General features: G+C 33.5%; 14 protein-coding genes. All 14 read right to left on the minus strand.

The genetic code is table 11. The features are described from left to right. Positions 1 to 3: 3 nt before the first annotated feature. The gene (locus tag LL038_RS25530; protein ID WP_309245128.1) at positions 4 to 2,562 is read right to left on the minus strand and encodes a hypothetical protein; all 2,559 of its coding nucleotides are present in this window, start codon (positions 2,560 to 2,562) and stop codon (positions 4 to 6) included. 968 nt (positions 2,563 to 3,530) lie between these two features. After that, positions 3,531 to 4,241 (minus strand): endonuclease V, encoded by a 711-nt coding sequence (locus tag LL038_RS07885; protein ID WP_216127722.1) that lies wholly within the window; start codon positions 4,239 to 4,241, stop codon positions 3,531 to 3,533. 1 nt (position 4,242) lies between these two features. Then, the gene (locus LL038_RS07890; protein ID WP_216127719.1) at positions 4,243 to 4,707 is read right to left on the minus strand and encodes a toxin-antitoxin system YwqK family antitoxin; all 465 of its coding nucleotides are present in this window, start codon (positions 4,705 to 4,707) and stop codon (positions 4,243 to 4,245) included. Continuing rightward, positions 4,697 to 6,886 (minus strand): YwqJ-related putative deaminase, encoded by a 2,190-nt coding sequence (locus LL038_RS07895; protein ID WP_216127718.1) that lies wholly within the window; start codon positions 6,884 to 6,886, stop codon positions 4,697 to 4,699. The genes LL038_RS07890 and LL038_RS07895 overlap by 11 nt, the downstream gene beginning before the upstream one ends. Before the next feature lie 167 nt (positions 6,887 to 7,053). After that, positions 7,054 to 7,602, minus strand: a complete 549-nt coding sequence (locus LL038_RS07900) for a T6SS immunity protein Tdi1 domain-containing protein (RefSeq protein ID WP_216127715.1) — start codon at positions 7,600 to 7,602, stop codon at positions 7,054 to 7,056. 17 nt (positions 7,603 to 7,619) lie between these two features. After that, positions 7,620 to 8,480, minus strand: coding sequence for a polymorphic toxin type 15 domain-containing protein (locus LL038_RS07905; protein ID WP_253200370.1), 861 nt, complete (start codon positions 8,478 to 8,480; stop codon positions 7,620 to 7,622). Positions 8,481 to 8,722: 242 nt separating this feature from the next. After that, complete coding sequence (locus LL038_RS07910; RefSeq protein WP_216127712.1) at positions 8,723 to 9,178, minus strand: DUF4274 domain-containing protein; 456 nt, start codon at positions 9,176 to 9,178, stop codon at positions 8,723 to 8,725. 19 nt (positions 9,179 to 9,197) lie between these two features. Next, positions 9,198 to 10,175, minus strand: a complete 978-nt coding sequence (locus LL038_RS07915; protein WP_216127708.1) for an AHH domain-containing protein — start codon at positions 10,173 to 10,175, stop codon at positions 9,198 to 9,200. A gap of 53 nt (positions 10,176 to 10,228) precedes the next feature. Further along, positions 10,229 to 10,768, minus strand: coding sequence for an SMI1/KNR4 family protein (locus LL038_RS07920; protein ID WP_216127705.1), 540 nt, complete (start codon positions 10,766 to 10,768; stop codon positions 10,229 to 10,231). Between the two features lie 16 nt (positions 10,769 to 10,784). After that, positions 10,785 to 12,449: a DNA/RNA non-specific endonuclease gene (locus LL038_RS07925; protein ID WP_268056019.1), complete on the minus strand. Its 1,665-nt coding sequence runs from the start codon at positions 12,447 to 12,449 to the stop codon at positions 10,785 to 10,787. A gap of 643 nt (positions 12,450 to 13,092) precedes the next feature. Beyond that, positions 13,093 to 13,617, minus strand: a complete 525-nt coding sequence (locus LL038_RS07930; RefSeq protein ID WP_216128208.1) for an Imm6 family immunity protein — start codon at positions 13,615 to 13,617, stop codon at positions 13,093 to 13,095. 28 nt (positions 13,618 to 13,645) lie between these two features. Then, positions 13,646 to 15,820, minus strand: a complete 2,175-nt coding sequence (locus tag LL038_RS25535) for a hypothetical protein (RefSeq protein WP_326493441.1) — start codon at positions 15,818 to 15,820, stop codon at positions 13,646 to 13,648. Between the two features lie 50 nt (positions 15,821 to 15,870). Beyond that, entirely contained in the window at positions 15,871 to 16,290 is a 420-nt protein-coding gene (locus LL038_RS25540; RefSeq protein WP_309245129.1) for a hypothetical protein, read from the minus strand. Between the two features lie 57 nt (positions 16,291 to 16,347). Further along, positions 16,348 to 16,623, minus strand: coding sequence for a PAAR-like protein (locus LL038_RS07940; RefSeq protein WP_216127823.1), 276 nt, complete (start codon positions 16,621 to 16,623; stop codon positions 16,348 to 16,350). Positions 16,624 to 16,635 lie beyond the last annotated feature (12 nt).

Below are 16,635 nucleotides of genomic sequence, written 5' to 3' on the forward strand. Positions count from 1 at the left end.
ATCCTATTTTCTCAATCCATTAGCACGTTGCCACTTTATAATTTTATTTTGAAAATTTGTTGCAGCTGTATGTCTTGGATTATTTCCGAAAATATATATTCCATTTTCATTCTTGTGAATTTTTAATGTTTTAGCACCTACTTTTCCATATCCACTTTCAGCGTAAAAGTCTAAATCCACCCCTTTTAATTTAGTACTTTTTATCGTCGATTCACCCGTATAAGTAATGTTATTATTTGTATTTTTCCCACCAAATGCAAGACCTTGTTTGTGATGCCCTTTGTTTAAGACACCTTGGGAAACTAAACTTTTATAGTCATCTCTACCCTTTATTAAGTCTTTTCCCTGCACTATAATTGATTCATCAGGATTAGAGAAGAATGCTGGCTCTTCTCTAAATAATTGCTGTGCTTCTTCATAATGTGGTCCATAAACATCTTTCCCTTTCAATATTTTAGAATTGCTTACTATATCAGCTGTCTTAACCTTCTTAAATTCCTTTGTAAACCTACCTAACGCCTCATCAACATTACCAAAATTGCTCCCAAGTACTACTGATTTTGGTCCTTTCTCCATATTTTTTAATGCTATTTTAGCTATCCTAGTATTCTCTGATATATTAGATGCTATCTTATTAAATGCCTTTTTAACAAATGGTGATGCTTTCTGAAATAATTTCCCTGCACCATGGAACACTCCTGCTGTTGCTGCTCCAATTCCTGCATCCAGTAATAAAGTTTTAAAGTTTATACCTTTGCCTTCTAATGTTTGTCTTACTAAACTTTCAACGCCATTTGTTAATCCACCTATTATCATTTTAGCACCTAATGCTTCTCCCATACCAAACGGACCAAATATAGCTCCTGAGAGTGCTCCTACAAGTGCTTCTCTACCCCCAGCCTTCATATAGGCAGTTATATCACTTACTTCTCCACTTTGAACATCTGATATTGCTTGACTTGCAACTGCGGCAATTGCTACAACAGCCACCACTGCCAGACCTGCAAGAACATTTCCAGCTAATTTTCCCCAGTTAAACCCTTTCTTTTTTTCTGCAGGTGGCTTTGCTACAGCAGCCTTTTTAACTTGCTTAGGTTCTGGCTTTTTACCTACAGTAGGTTCATCATCAAATGGAGGATATGCTTCTCTATCACTTCCATTTTTTATTACATTATTGGATAAGAAGTGCAGATCAGTTTCCATTGAAAAACCACTTTTAGTTCCTGTCTTTGCTACAAGTATTTGGCTTTGAGCCTTAAGTTTAACGCTTTGTGGTGTTTTCATTATTATTCCACCAACTGCATTTAAGCTTAGTTTTTTATGGCTTGTAATTGTTACTCCAACCGCATCGTCAAAACTTATACTAAGTGGCTCTTTGCTTCCGCCTTTTATGTTCAAAGCTCCTGGCACCATTTCTATTTCACTGCCGTGTTCTGTGCCAAAATACCTTTTAGTTGTATCTGCTGTTTTAGCACAACCACTTCCATTTTTTCTTACGCATCCAGTTACAATTGGCTCTTCGCCAGTCTCGCTAGGGAAATATAAACTTGCGCTTGTTCCAACTATAGGCATTGAATACATTACGTTTCCAGTTGGTGGTGCATACGGGAACCAGGAAGCTTTATCTTTATTTTGACTCTTATCTATATTTAAATGAAGTTTTATCTTTTCACCCTTAACTTCAAGAACTTTCCCTTCAATAGATGCTCCACCGATAAGTGAATTTGTAACTTTTGTTTGCCATACTCCGTTTTTTCTACATAAACGGTATTTGTAAATGACCTCATCACTTAAAGCACGAGCTTTATATTGATTTACATAAAAGTCCTTGTTTTTGAAGCTAATGTTAGCCCCTACTTCATACTTTTCTCTTGTTTCTATTTCATAATAAAAATAGTCAGTATCATGCCCAGCTTCGCTTCCACCTGATTCATGATATTGTTTTAAATCCTTGCAAGCTTTATAATCACTAGTATCTTCTAGTTTATAACTTGTTTTACTTGGCCTCCCAAAATAAAACATATTAAGTGTTTCTATTATATCACAAGATAGTTCTGATTTTAACTCACTTGATATTCTCTTTAAAAAACTCCAATCTGTTTCTTTGTATTGAAATAAAGGTTTTCCTATCTTCTGCCCTTCGCCTATACATTGTTCATAGCTATAGCCTGGATAATCTTTTAAAATTATTCCTATAAGTTCATCATACGTCATATTCACATCTTGAAATGATCTGCTTTTTTCTTTTACATCCAATTCAAAACTTGATGTAAGTGCTTGTATTTCTAAGTAATAATTTCCGTTTATATTGCTTGTCCTAATATTTTGCACTATTCCATTAAATATTATCTTACTTTTGCTTTTATTTACTCTATTAATATTTACGACACTTTCATTATTAGAATTTTCATCTTCTAATTCTTCATAAACACATATTTTATCATCAGTGGAAGCATTTATAGTAGATTGAAAATTTATTGAGTCATCTATCAAACATTTTAAATATAAATATCCATGTTCATTAGGTTTGTTTTCAATTTTTATATTCTCTATATTTAGCAATTGATAAGGTGATTTTTTTACATGTCACTTTTTCTCCGATTAAAATTGAACTCCCTTTTCACCTTCTATGCATTCACTACAAATTTCGAGGCAACTAATTTTTTTCTATCTCTTTTATTCATCATAGGCTTACCTAATATGCATATATATCCATGACTTGCTAAACAGATATTACTCTATTATCAATTTATATAACATGGTTGTGCCTTACACCTAAAAAGTAAGTATCCCATATACTTATAAATAGAATTGTTGATATCCAAAGTGGAAACTAATGAAGGCGACTAGAAAATTTTATACCTCTAAATCATGAGATTAAAAATGAATTTCTTTAAATTTTTATTTTATGTTTTTTCTTTTACATTTTTAAACCATTAGTGCAATCAAATTGTAAAATACGCTCACTTATATGGATAAGTTTTACTTACTAAAAATATTCTACCATAGAAACTTCGCTAAATCAGGAGATTTTTGTCACTTTTCATATTAAACTGCTACTCTTCCTATTATCAAGGACAAAAAAATTAGATAATTCCTCTCTGTAACAATCAACAACTTATCCTAAATTCCTCTATTATCTTTATCATAACTATTCATGTTATTATTATTTTAGGCATAAAACATAAACTGATAAAGAAAATTGCATTCTACTGTCAGTCTATTTCCCATATTTTAGAAAGCATTGGATTATAGGTCATAGTTGCTACAACTACCTTTAATTGCAATGACGTACTTTATCCAAATTCACTTCAAAATTAGACTTATTCGCCCAAATCATTGATTTCACTAAATTTTCTACAGCCTATAGCATTTTCAACTATATTTGCACTGAAATTCCCAATTATTTGATTTATTCTTATTACTCCTCTCATTTTCGTTGCATAAAAATAGAGCAAATGCTTCCTTTATTAGAAACATTAACTCTTATCATTGTTATATATATTTACTATTTAATTATTTTTATACAGTTAGATTAGTTTCTTTAATTCATTTCTCATTATATGTGTTTCTAAGTCAGCTAATCTAACTGGAATTGGAAGTCTACTCTCTTTATTTACTAATTCAGACACTATTTTAGTACAAGTCTCTAAGTCGATGTAATTCCCACATGATATAAATATAGGTTTTACATCCTTCCTCGTTCTAAGTACTCTACCATACACTTCTCCATTTATCACAATATCGTTATATGATCCTTCATCATTTTGGGGCATATTAAAATCTACTCCGCCAATTTTCAAGTAACTTTTAGCTACGCCTATAGTAGGCTTATTTAAGAAAAAAGATGCATGTGTCGCTATTCCCATGTGATTAAAATGTAAATATCCATTCCCATCAAATATAAATATATCTGGTTCTAGGGTCAATTTCTTTGCAGCTTCAACTATTAGTGGCAATTCTCTAAAAGCCAAAAATCCAGCTACATAAGGTACATTTATTTTACCATAACTATATACCTTTTCAACCTCTTTTTTCGTTTTGTAATTAATAACTACAATGCAACATACAGCATAATGTTCTTCTCCTTTTTCCCAATAAGCCAAATCTATTCCTGCACAAAGTTTAATCTCTTCTTTAAACCTATTAATTAATCTAATCTTTTTTACTAGGCTCTTTTGAATAGAGACAAATGATTCTTCTGAATTCACTTCAAATTTATGAATATTTTTAAGATCCATTTTAATCTCTCCCTAACCTTTTATTCGACTCTCTTTCTCTTTTTAAATTTTTAATATCTTCCTCTATTGGAGATAGTTTCTCTTTAACTAATTTACCATCATAATCCCACTCCTTTAGAGTTAAACAAATACCAAACTCATATTCAGAAATTGATTTTAATTTGCCATCTTCAAACCAAAGCTCTTCTTTTCCTCTAATTTGACCGTATTTCATATATTGTTTACTTTCGATATTCCCATTTTCATGGAATTCAACATACTCTCCACATTCAAACCCATCTTTATAAAAACAATAATAAATTAATTGCCCATTATTATATAGCTCATATGCTAATCCAGTAAATGGTTTTCCTCCTTCTTCTTCTGGCTTATCTAAAATTCTATCACTACAATATTCACCCCATAACGCTTTAAGATTAATTCCATTGTTCAGTACATATTCTTTATCCAATATATCATTTTTCATATTTTAATACCTCCGGAAAATATTTTGCTCCAGCTGTTATAAATTCACAATGTGGGCACCTTGGCATCGGGATACCTGCTACTGGAATATTTGGTCCAAGGCCTTTAGTACTTATTACATGTATCATAAAGTCATCTATACTTGCATTTGGTCTTGATAATAAAGCTTCATTCAAAGCATTTACTTCTGCATGGGAACCAGCAGCTTTTGTCCTTACGTAACTATCACGTATATCCTTAGGCATGTTTTCAATTCTGTCTTTAATCAAATTATCCATTTTTTCTGGCAATTTCCCCTTAGCATCGTTTATTCCGCAATAAAATTTCCCCGTTTTTGTATCTAAAACACCTGCAACTGCTGGACCAAGTTTTTTGTTACTTATTCCACTCGTAATTAATTCATCTAATTTATCATGTGTTACACCTCTTAAATTAATACGATTATTAATTTGCTTTGGAGTTAATTGGCCATATTTATTCCTTAAATAATCAATTCTACTTACCTCAGTATTAGCCTTTTTAAATTGTTTAACGAATTCTTTCGCTACCTTAGAATCTCCGCCACCTAAACCACATGCTAATTTTACGCCTTTTGGCATATCCATGTTGTTTAATGCTATTTTAGCTATCCTAGTATTCTCTGATATTTTAGATGATATCTTACTAAATGACTCTTTAATAAACGGTGATGCTTTCTGAAATAATTTCCCTGCACCATGGAATAATCCTAATGTTAATATTCCTTTTCCTGCATCCTTTAATACAGTTATGGGGTTTATACCTTTTCCGTCTAATGTTTGTCTTATTATACTTTCAACGCCGCCTGTCACTCCGCCAATCTTTATAATTTGTTTAATGTTTTTTATTTCCCCAAATGGACCAGATATAGCTCCTGTAACTGCTCCTACAAATGATTCTCGAGCTCCAATCGACATGTACGAAGACAAATCACTAACTTCACCACTAACATAATCCGATATTGCTTTACCTGCGACCCCAATGGAACCCATTATCATTCCGCCAGCAAAAGCTGCTCCGGCTGCTGCTGTTGCGGTTGTGCCCACTGCTGCTAATGCTCCCGCTACGGCTGGTATTGCTGTTCCTCCAGTAAACACTACGACTGCTACGACCGCTGCAACTACTGCAACCACCGCTACTGCTGCAAGAACATTTCCAGCTAATTTACCCCAGTTAAACCCTTTCTTTTTTTCTGCAGGTGGTTTTGCTACAACTGCCTTTTTAATCGGCTTAGGTTCTGGCTTTTTACCTACCGTAGGTTCATCGTCAAATGCAGCAAAGGCTTCTCTATCACTCCCATTTTTTATTACATTATTGGATAAGAAGTGTAGATCAGTTTCCATTGAAAATCCACTTTTAGTTCCTGCTTTTGCTACAAGTATTTGGCTTTGCGCCTTAAGTTTAACGCTTTGTGGTGTGTTCATTGTTATTCCACCAGCTGCATTTAAACTTAGTTTTTTATGACTTTTAATTGTTACTCCAACCGCATCGTCAAAACTTATACTAAGTGGCTCTTTGCTTCCGCCTTTTATGTTCAAAGCTCCTGGCACCATTTCTATTTCACTGCCGTGTTCTGTGCCAAAATACCTTTTAGTTGTATCTGCTGTTTTAGCACAACCACTTCCATTTTTTCTTACGCATCCAGTTACAATTGGCTCTTCGCCAGTCTCGCTAGGGAAATATAAACTTGCGCTTGTTCCTACTATAGGCATTGAGTACATTACGTTTCCAGTTGGTGGTGCATACGGGAACCAGGAAGCTTTATCTTTATTTTGGCTCTTATCTATATTTAAATTAAGTTTTATCTTTTCACCCTTAACTTCAAGAACTTTCCCATCAATAGATGTTCCACCAATAAGTGAATTTGTAACTTTTGTTTGCCATACTCCGTTTTTTCTATATAAACGGTATTTGTAAATAACTTCATCACTTAAAGCACGAGCTTTATATTGATTTACATAAAAGTCTTTATTTTTGAAGCTAATATTAGCTCCTACTTCATACTTTTCTCTTGTTTCTATTTCATAATAGAAATAGTCAGTATCATGCCCTGCTTCACTTCCACCGGATTCATGATATTGTTTTAAATCCTTGCAAGCTTTATAATCACTAGTATCTTCTAATTTATAACTTGTTTTACTTGGCCTCCCAAAATAAAACATATTAAGTATTTCTATTAAATATTATCATACATCCTACTTTTGTTTTTATCTAACACGTTAATATCTAAAAGACTAACACAAAATTTATCTTCATGTTAGCCTTTGATTTTTTTAATTTTACTTCTTCTACCCTTGTCATATTTAACAGGTAACTTCAATCTGTTTCTTCACTCAATTGAACCCATAAAATGAGTAATTATATATATATGCTCAATTAATTTTACTTTTTCTAGCTTTTCAACTTTTTCTGATCCACCTAATCCAAGAATAGGTGTATATCCAAAACATTCGTCAAATGTTGGTTGACCATATTTTTCAACTGCCTGAAAATATGGTTGGCAATCTAAATATTTTTCACAAAAAGAAGTGCTTTCTAAATCTGAGAAAAAGAAATCAAATCCCGCTGAGATTCCTTTGAATCCACCTCTTCTATAGTTAACCATTCTCAGATATTTATTTTCTTCCCACGCTATTATATCCCCCATGCCCGTAGCAAATATTGGTATTGCAACTTGACTCCTAAAGTAAGATTCATCAATTACATTTTGAAATCTATCAGGGTTAATAATTTTTAAATATCCATTAATAATACTACCAAACCCATACTTCTTCCATACTTCAATTAATTGTTCTGGTATTTTTCCAACGTATTTATTAATAATCTCTTCTGCAACTACTTCTTCTAGTATAAATCCATTAAAAATGTTATTCGACATATCTATCACCTCTATATTTATTGGGTTAATTTAATATTTAAGTGCTGCGACTTTCTTTGTGTCTCTGTCATATTTTCTGCCATCCCTCTAATTTGCTCATCCATTTCAGCTATTCTAGATTTCCACTGGGAACCAAGGGAAGAATTTATTCTTTTGTCTCCAACCCCACCAATATTTAGTGGATTTCCACCTGCTATTTGATCCGGATTGTGTAATGCTGCTTGAGTTTTCATCCAATCACTTGCTTGTTTTTCAGCTTCTTCAATCGGAACTCCACTTTTCCTTAGCTCATTTACTTTTTCTAAATGCGCATTTTCTCTTCCCACTCGTTGAGCTGCATTTCCTTCCAATGCCCTTCCTTCTTTTAAGTACCTATCTCTATTAGTAAGGTATTCCTCAATAGTTGAAGAATTTAATCCTTTTTCTTGATCCTTTAATTGTCTCTCAAATTCCACTGCATCATGCTTAAGATTTCTATTAAAGTTTACCTCAACTTCAGAGGTTTTCGGAATACCACTCTTAACCTTCTTAAATTCCTTTGTAAACCTGCCTAACGCCTCATCAACATTACCAAAATTGCTTCCAAGTACTCCTGATTTTGGTCCCTTCTCAATGTTACTCAATGCTATTTTAGCTATCCTAGTATTCTCTGATATTTTAGATGATATTTTACTAAATGCTTTTTTAACAAATGGTGATGCTTTCTGAAATAATTTCCCTGCGCCATGGAACACTCCAGCTGTTGCTGCTCCAATTCCTGCATCTAATAATAGAGTTTTGAAGTTTATACCTTTGCCTTCTAATGTTTGTCTTATTACACTTTCAAAACCATTTGTTACTCCACCTATAACCATCTTAGCACCTAATGCTTCACCCATTCCAAAAGCTCCAAATGCTACTCCTACAAGTGATTCTCTACCCCCATCTCAATGTTTCATCAAGGCATTGTGCAAATGATTTGCAATTTAGAGACTACCTTGATGACATTGACCTTGGGGCTAACCCTGTAGTTACAAAAGTTAATGGTAGCAACAGTTTTTCTACTATTACTACCATTTTAACATGGTTTATAAACCATCACTTTTATGCAGTTACTTTACTCTTTATTATGCATTCAATCTTAAATACTTGGTATTTCAATAACTTCACCATCTGATTCTTCTAAAAAAACCTTATTTATATTAGGATCATTCTTTTTCAACTTGAATATTTGAACCTTGGTTAATGGTGGTATGAATTTAATTCTATTACACTGAAATTTATTATTTATAATTCTTTCTTTTATTTCTGAAATAAAATTAGTCCACTGTTTTAAGTTAGGATTATTTAGCTCATCACTATTTTCCAACACTCTATAACCATCAGCATAATAAAAAATCATTAATGCAGTACCTAAATCACAATTCTTATTACATACTATACTATATGGTATTTCAAGCCCATTATCCCAGTTATAGTTTCCTACAATTACATGTAATAATTCGCTATTTGATATTCCTTGAATCTCGTTAATTGTATTTTCTTTATTTTCACTGTATAGTAATTTATACACATATTCTACTTTAGAATTATCCATTAGAACTCCTCCTTAATTATTATTTTCCTATTCTATTTAGACTTCTTTCCCATAGGTCTACAGTCGCACCTTGACTTGGATATAATGGTAATCCACTTTCTTGTAGTTTTCTTAAATTAGTCTGCAAGTCAAACACTTGCTTTTGAAGTATATCAACACTTTGATTGACATCCATATTGTTTAATTGCCTTTTTACTACATCATTATATACTGAATGATATCCTCTATGTCTTGACATAGCACTTAGGTCGGCATCTGGCGTCCTTAGCAATATTCCATTTGTAGTTTCATCTAAATTCATCCCTATTTTTCGAAGTATTGGATTATCTGCCACTTCAGCTGGAATTATGTGTTGTGCTTGATGACCTGTCCATTTAGTTGACCTTTTTAATCCCATTGATTCCATTATATTTTTACCTAGTTTAGTTGAATCACCACCAGTAACTACTCCTGGAGTTCCTGGTATTAATCTTTTAGTTTCACTTACTCCCTCAGCAATACCACTCTTCATATTTTTAGCATCTTTCAATAGGATATTATTATTTGCTTTTCCAATCATTTTAGACATAGCATCCTGTGCTGTATTTTTACCTTCCATTTTCAATAACACTTTTTCTCCGGTTGATAATTGAGCAACTCTTACAGGGGCTAACACATTATCTATTTTCTTCGCTATATTTAAAATAGCTGAATCATTTTTACTTATAATTTTATTAATTGTATTTTTAATAAATGGTGATGCTCCCTTTATTAATTTTCCTGCACCATGTAATAATCCTAGTGTTAATATTCCTTTTCCTGCATCCTTTATCACAGTTATGGGGTTTATACCTTTTCCGTCTAATGTTTGTCTTATTAAACTTTCAACGCCGCCTGTCACTCCTCCAAGCTTTATAATTCCTTTGATGTCTTTTAATGATCCAAATGGACCAGATATAGCTCCAGTTACTGCTCCTACAAATGATTCTCGAGCTCCAATTGACGTGTACGGAGACATATCACTAACTTCACCACTATCGTGATTCTAATTAGCAGTCATTTAATACTATTCTAGTCTACATCAACAGAAATAAATTCAGGTTCTTCTGAAGGGAAATCCTCTGGAAAGGCTTCACAAACTAACCTATTTGTTATAATCTTATACAAAAACTCTACCATATTCATAGAATACTGATGATATTCTGACGACCTTGTTTCATACACAATAATTGACCATTCATTAGAGTTTTCACCAGTTAACCAATATATTTCATCACCATTATCCGTATATGCCCAAGGAAGAAGCCCACCTTGTTCCGGAAAAACTTTGTGTTTGTAGTATTGAGGAAATTTATTTTTCGACTCCGAATATGCATTAAGCATCACACTCATACGAGTCACAAAGTTAACATTTTCATCCTGTACAAACGGAGTCAGAATCCAAATAAAATTATCAATTCCACCTGTTCCATAAGTCTTAATAAAATTCTTGTAATCTTCTGGTAATACTATTCCTAGTTTATTCTCTAATTTACTCCACCCTTCATCTTCACCTATTTTATATGGTTCACTTGGTGGAAATAATACTTTCTTCAAATCATCTAAATACAACTTAATCACTCCTCATTTATTTTCTATTTAGAATAGTAACATCTAGCTGGAATCCGCCTGTTCCTCTTGCACTCATTGTTACTCCTGAAGGAATTAAATTATTTCCTTCATGTATTGGTATTGATTGATATCTTACGACTTCACCATTTTCAACTGCTGCCCTAACAGAACTCTCAAAATCTCTCATTACTGGAGAATTTACTGGATTCTGAAATAGTGTTACTAAATTTCTTGGATCATCCCCATGTCCACCCAGTTGTTTGCCTAGTAAATGTCCTCTTGCATGACCAAGGCTTCCTGGACCACCACCAGCAAACCCCGGTGGTTTAATAGATTGACTTGCTTTAGTACCTGTACCAATCATATCTTTAGTTACAGTTGCTGTCATTCCTGTTGGTCTTCCAAGACTGTCCAATTCTCCAAATACAGCTTGTCCTCGAGAGTTATTTGTTATGTTAGATATGCCTAATTCATTTTCAGCATTACCTACCACCGCAATACCACTCTTAACTTTTTTAAACTCCTTTGTAAACCTACCTAACGCCTCATCAACATTACCAAAATTGCTTCCAAGCACTACCGATTTTGGTCCTTTTTCCATGTTACTCAATGCTATTTTAGCTATCCTAGTATTCTCTGATATTTTAGATGATATTTTACTAAATGCATTTTTAACAAATGGTGATGCTTTCTGAAATAATTTCCCTGCACCATGGAACACTCCAGCTGTTGCTGCTCCAATTCCTGCATCCAGTAATAAAGTTTTAAAGTTTATACCTTTGCCTTCTAATGTTTGTCTTACTAAACTTTCAACGCCATTTGTTAATCCACCTATTATCATTTTAGCACCTAATGCTTCTCCCATACCAAACGGACCAAATATAGCTCCTGAGAGTGCTCCTACAAGTGCTTCTCTACCCCCAGCCTTCATATAAGCAGTTATATCACTTACTTCTCCACTTTGAACATCTGATATTGCTTGACTTGCAACTGCTGCTGTTCCTGCAACTGCCGCACCTATTGCAATTGCTGCTACCACCGCTGTTGCTGCTCCCAAAGTTACCGCTATTGCAACTGCGGCAATTGCTACAACTGCCACCACTGCCAAACCAGCAAGAACATTTCCAGCTAATTTCCCCCAGTTAAACCCTTTCTTTTTTTCTGCAGGTGGTTTTGCTACAACTGCCTTTTTAACCGGCTTAGGTTCTGGCTTTTTACCTACCGTAGGTTCATCGTCAAATGCAGCAAAGGCTTCTCTATCACTCCCATTTTTTATTACATTATTGGATAAGAAGTGCAGATCAGTTTCCATTGAAAATCCACTTTTAGTTCCTGCTTTTGCTACAAGTATTTGGCTTTGAGCCTTAAGTTTAACGCTTTGTGGTGTTTTCATTGTTATTCCACCAGCTGCATTTAAACTTAGTTTTTTATGGCTTTTAATTGTTACTCCAACCGCATCATCAAAACTTATACTAAGTGGCTCTTTGCTTCCACCTTTTATGTTCAAAGCACCTGGTACCATTTCTATTTCACTGCCGTGTTCTGTCCCAAAATACCTTTTTGTTGTATCTGCTGTTTTAGCACAACCGCTTCCATTTGTCCTTACGCATCCAGTTACAATTGGATCTTCACTAGTTTCGCTAGGGAAATACAAACTTGCGCTTGTTCCTACTATAGGCATTGAGTACATTACATTTCCTGTTGGTGGTGCATACGGAAACCAGGAAGCTTTGTCTTTATTTTGACTCTTGTCTATATTTAAATGAAGTTTTATCTTTTCACCTTTAACTTCAAGAACTTTCCCCTCAATAGATGCTCCACCAATAAGTGAATTTATAACTTTAGTTTGCCATACCCCGTTTTTCCTACATAATCGGTATTTGTAAATAACTTCATCACTTAAAGCACGAGCTTTATATTGATTTACATAAAAGTCCTTATTTTTAAAGCTAATGTTAGCCCCTACTTCATACTTTTCTCTTGTTTCTATTTCATAATAGAAATAGTCAGTATCATGCCCTGCTTCGCTTCCACCTGATTCATGATATTGTTTTAAATCCTTACAAGCTTTATAATCACTCGTGTCTTCTAATTTATAATTTGCTTTACTTGGCCTTCCAAAATAAAATGTACCCTATAAACGTAGACTTTTATTATTGGTCCACTCTATATGGTACATTTTATAATTTTAGGCTGCCTTTCTTGTCACATTATTTATTAACTACCAACTACTATACTGATGTCATCGAATTATTGGTGCTATTTTAATATTGCATGCTGGATCAATTTTACTTTATCTCTCCTTCTAAAAATCTAATATAAATCTAATACTCATTCATAACTTTTTTCATGAAATCATCTCTAATAATTACTCTCTTATCATTTCTTACTTGGTAATTAGATAAAAGATGTTGTCCCATTGTCACAATTTCCTCTTTTGTAACGAAAGTAGTCTCAATTGCACTTTCTATAAAAATTATAAGACTCTCTTCTTTTATACCTTCTAATGATTGTGGTAAGTATTTCCTCTTTTCTTTTTTATATGCCCTCCATGATGTATAACAAACTGTGTCAACTAATAAAGACCATAATCTGGCAACATTTAAATCGTCTTCGTCTTCCGCAAACTCAGATATTCCTGTGCACTCTGCATTATCAATCAACTTATATAAATTATCTCCTGAAATGCCGTTACTTTCAGCCCATGTCCAACATTGATTTAGTGCTTCTCTTCCATCTGTATATCTCGCATCAACCGCTTTGATTTTAGAAAAAACTTTTTCTGCAATAGTAATAGCAAACCCAACTTTAACTTCATCTTCTAAGCTATTTATTATTTGTAATTCCATATATTCTCTCTCCTAAGCCATTTATTTATTACTTTATTATTTTTCCATTTCTTAATACAAACGATATTAGACCATTCGCATTAATACTATCATCAATTTCCGAAGTTACAATTATATTTAAACTTGGATATTTTACACTTGCCTGATAAAAAATACCACACTTTTCTTCTGGAAAGATATTTATCAATCCTTTGGTACATTTATTACAAACTCCTCCAGGGTTTGACTGATGAATATATAAGTTGCCTGTAACATCTTCTGGTTTAATGCCAGTATATTTAATCGCATCGTTAAGTTCATTTAATACACCCTCTTCGGCATGTCTTGTAAACTGTCCCAATTTAGGGTTTTTTATATGATCATATGGAGCTTTAAATTCCCTATTAGGCGCAATATCATCCAGTGTTGCTAATCCCGCCTCATTTCTCACTTCTGGAGAAGCTCCTTTAAATGTCATATCTTCTAATCCTTTAATGTCTGTTTTCCCTACTGCAACCGTATTTCTTTCAGCTACTCCAAGTTCTTTTCTATATGCATCTAATTCAACTTTTCCTAATTTTATTTCAGCTTCACTCACCTCCTGAGTAATACCACTCTTAACCTTCTTAAATTCCTTTGTAAACCTGCCTAACGCCTCATCAACATTACCAAAATTGCTCCCAAGTACTACTGATTTTTGTCCCTTCTCCATGTTACTCAATGCTATTTTAGCTATCCTAGTATTCTCTGATATATTAGATGCTATCTTATTAAATGCATTTTTAACAAATGGTGATGCTTTCTGAAATAATTTCCCTGCACCATGGAACACTCCAGCTGTTGCTGCTCCAATTCCTGCATCCAGTAATAAAGTTTTAAAGTTTATACCTTTGCCTTCTAATGTTTGTCTTACTAAACTTTCAACGCCATTTGTTAATCCACCTATTATCATTTTAGCACCTAATGCTTCTCCCATACCAAACGGACCAAATATAGCTCCTGAGAGTGCTCCTACAAGTGCTTCTCTACCCCCAGCCTTCATATAAGCAGTTATATCACTTACTTCTCCACTTTGAACATCTGATATTGCTTGACTTGCAACTGCTGCTGTTCCTGCAACTGCCGCACCTATTGCAATTGCTGCTACCACTGCTGTTGCTGCTCCCAAAGTTACCGCTATTGCAACTGCGGCAATTGCTACAACTGCCTTTTTAACTGGCTTAGGTTCTGGCTTTTTACCTACCGTAGGTTCATCATCAAATGCAGCAAAAGCTTCCCTATCACTTCCATTTTTTATTACATTATTGGATAAGAAGTGCAAATCAGTTTCCATTGAAAAACCACTTTTAGTTCCTGCTTTTGCTACAAGTATTTGACTTTGAGCCTTAAGTTTAACGCTTTGTGGTGTTTTCATTGTTATTCCACCAGCTGCATTTAAACTTAGTTTTTTATGGCTTTTAATTGTTACTCCAACCGCATCATCAAAACTTATACTAAGTGGCTCTTTGCTTCCACCTTTTATGTTCAAAGCACCTGGTACCATTTCTATTTCACTGCCGTGTTCTGTCCCAAAATACCTTTTTGTTGTATCTGCTGTTTTAGCACAACCGCTTCCATTTGTCCTTACGCATCCAGTTACAATTGGATCTTCACTAGTTTCGCTAGGGAAATACAAGCTTGCGCTTGTTCCTACTATAGGCATTGAGTACATTACATTTCCAGTTGGTGGTGCATACGGGAACCATGAGGCTTTGTCTTTATTTTGGCTTTTGTCTATATTTAAATGAAGTTTTATCTTTTCATCTTTAACTTCAAGAACTTTCCCCTCAATAGATGCTCCACCGATAAGTGAATTTATAACTTTTGTTTGCCATACTCCGTTTTTTCTACATAAACGGTATTTGTAAATAACTTCATCACTTAAAGCACGGACCTTATATTGATTTACATAAAAGTCCTTATTTTTAAAGTTAATGTTAGCCCCTACTTCATACTTTTCTCTTGTTTCTATTTCATAATAGAAATAGTCAGTATCATGCCCAGCTTCGCTTCCACCTGATTCATGATATTGTTTTAAATCCTTGCAAGCTTTATAATCACTAGTATCTTCTAATTTATAACTTGTTTTACTTGGCCTCCCAAAATAAAACATATTAAGTGTTTCTATTATATCACAAGATAGTTCTGATTTTAACTCACTTGATATTCTCTTTAAAAAACTCAAATCTGTTTCTTTGTATTGGAATAAAGGTTTTCCTATTTTCTTCCCTTCTCCTATGCATTGAACATAGCTGTAGCCTGGATAATCTTTTTTATTCCTATAAGTACATCATACGTCATATTAACATCTTGAAATGATCTGCTTTTTTCTTTTACGTCCAATTCAAAACTTGATGTAAGTGCTTGTATTTCTAGGTAGTAATTTCCGTTTATATTGCTTGTACTAATATTTTGCACTATTCCATTAAATATTATCTTGCTTTCATTATTAGAATCTTCATCTTCTAATTCTTCATAAACACATATTTTATCATCAGTGGAAGCATTTATAGTAGACTGAAAATTTATTGAGTCATCTATCAAACATTTTAAATATAAATATCCATGTTCATTAGGTTTGTTTTCAATTTTTATATTCTCTATATTTAGCAATTGATAAGGTGATTTAACCCTTAGTGTATGAACTGCCCCCATTTACTTTCCCCTTTCATTACTACTTCTTTACTATCTTCTCTGCTTTTTCTATTTTAACTATTCTTGCTCTTGGCCGGTTGTCACGAATTTTATTTTTCCTTGATGTAAAAGCACAGATTCTGCTGTAAGTGCTGGTTTCCCATCAACTAATGTATCCTCTTTTACATTCATCCAATCACCTGATATTTCCACGAGACACTTTTTACCCGGAGGTAATTGAACTCCATCTTCCCCTATTAAATAAATATCTTCGCCTTCCTTGCATTCGCTGCAAATTCCAAAGTAATGAGGTTTTTTTATTATAATTATTTTATAAAACAAAAAAACTAACACAAGAAATTTTTC

It is taken from the genome of Clostridium estertheticum (assembly GCF_026650985.1).
GTDB lineage: Bacteria > Bacillota > Clostridia > Clostridiales > Clostridiaceae > Clostridium_AD > Clostridium_AD estertheticum_C.

Coding starts and splice junctions, on each gene's coding strand:
- LL038_RS07885 (WP_216127722.1), bottom strand. CDS start 4,241: ATGGATCTTAAAAATATTCATAAATTTGAAGTGAATTCAGAAGAATCA.
- LL038_RS07890 (WP_216127719.1), bottom strand. CDS start 4,707: ATGAAAAATGATATATTGGATAAAGAATATGTACTGAACAATGGAATT.
- LL038_RS07895 (WP_216127718.1), bottom strand. CDS start 6,886: ATGTTTTATTTTGGGAGGCCAAGTAAAACAAGTTATAAATTAGAAGAT.
- LL038_RS07900 (WP_216127715.1), bottom strand. CDS start 7,602: ATGTCGAATAACATTTTTAATGGATTTATACTAGAAGAAGTAGTTGCA.
- LL038_RS07905 (WP_253200370.1), bottom strand. CDS start 8,480: ATGGGTGAAGCATTAGGTGCTAAGATGGTTATAGGTGGAGTAACAAAT.
- LL038_RS07910 (WP_216127712.1), bottom strand. CDS start 9,178: ATGGATAATTCTAAAGTAGAATATGTGTATAAATTACTATACAGTGAA.
- LL038_RS07915 (WP_216127708.1), bottom strand. CDS start 10,175: ATGTCTCCGTACACGTCAATTGGAGCTCGAGAATCATTTGTAGGAGCA.
- LL038_RS07925 (WP_268056019.1), bottom strand. CDS start 12,449: ATGCCTATAGTAGGAACAAGCGCAAGTTTGTATTTCCCTAGCGAAACT.
- LL038_RS07930 (WP_216128208.1), bottom strand. CDS start 13,617: ATGGAATTACAAATAATAAATAGCTTAGAAGATGAAGTTAAAGTTGGG.
- LL038_RS25540 (WP_309245129.1), bottom strand. CDS start 16,290: ATGGGGGCAGTTCATACACTAAGGGTTAAATCACCTTATCAATTGCTA.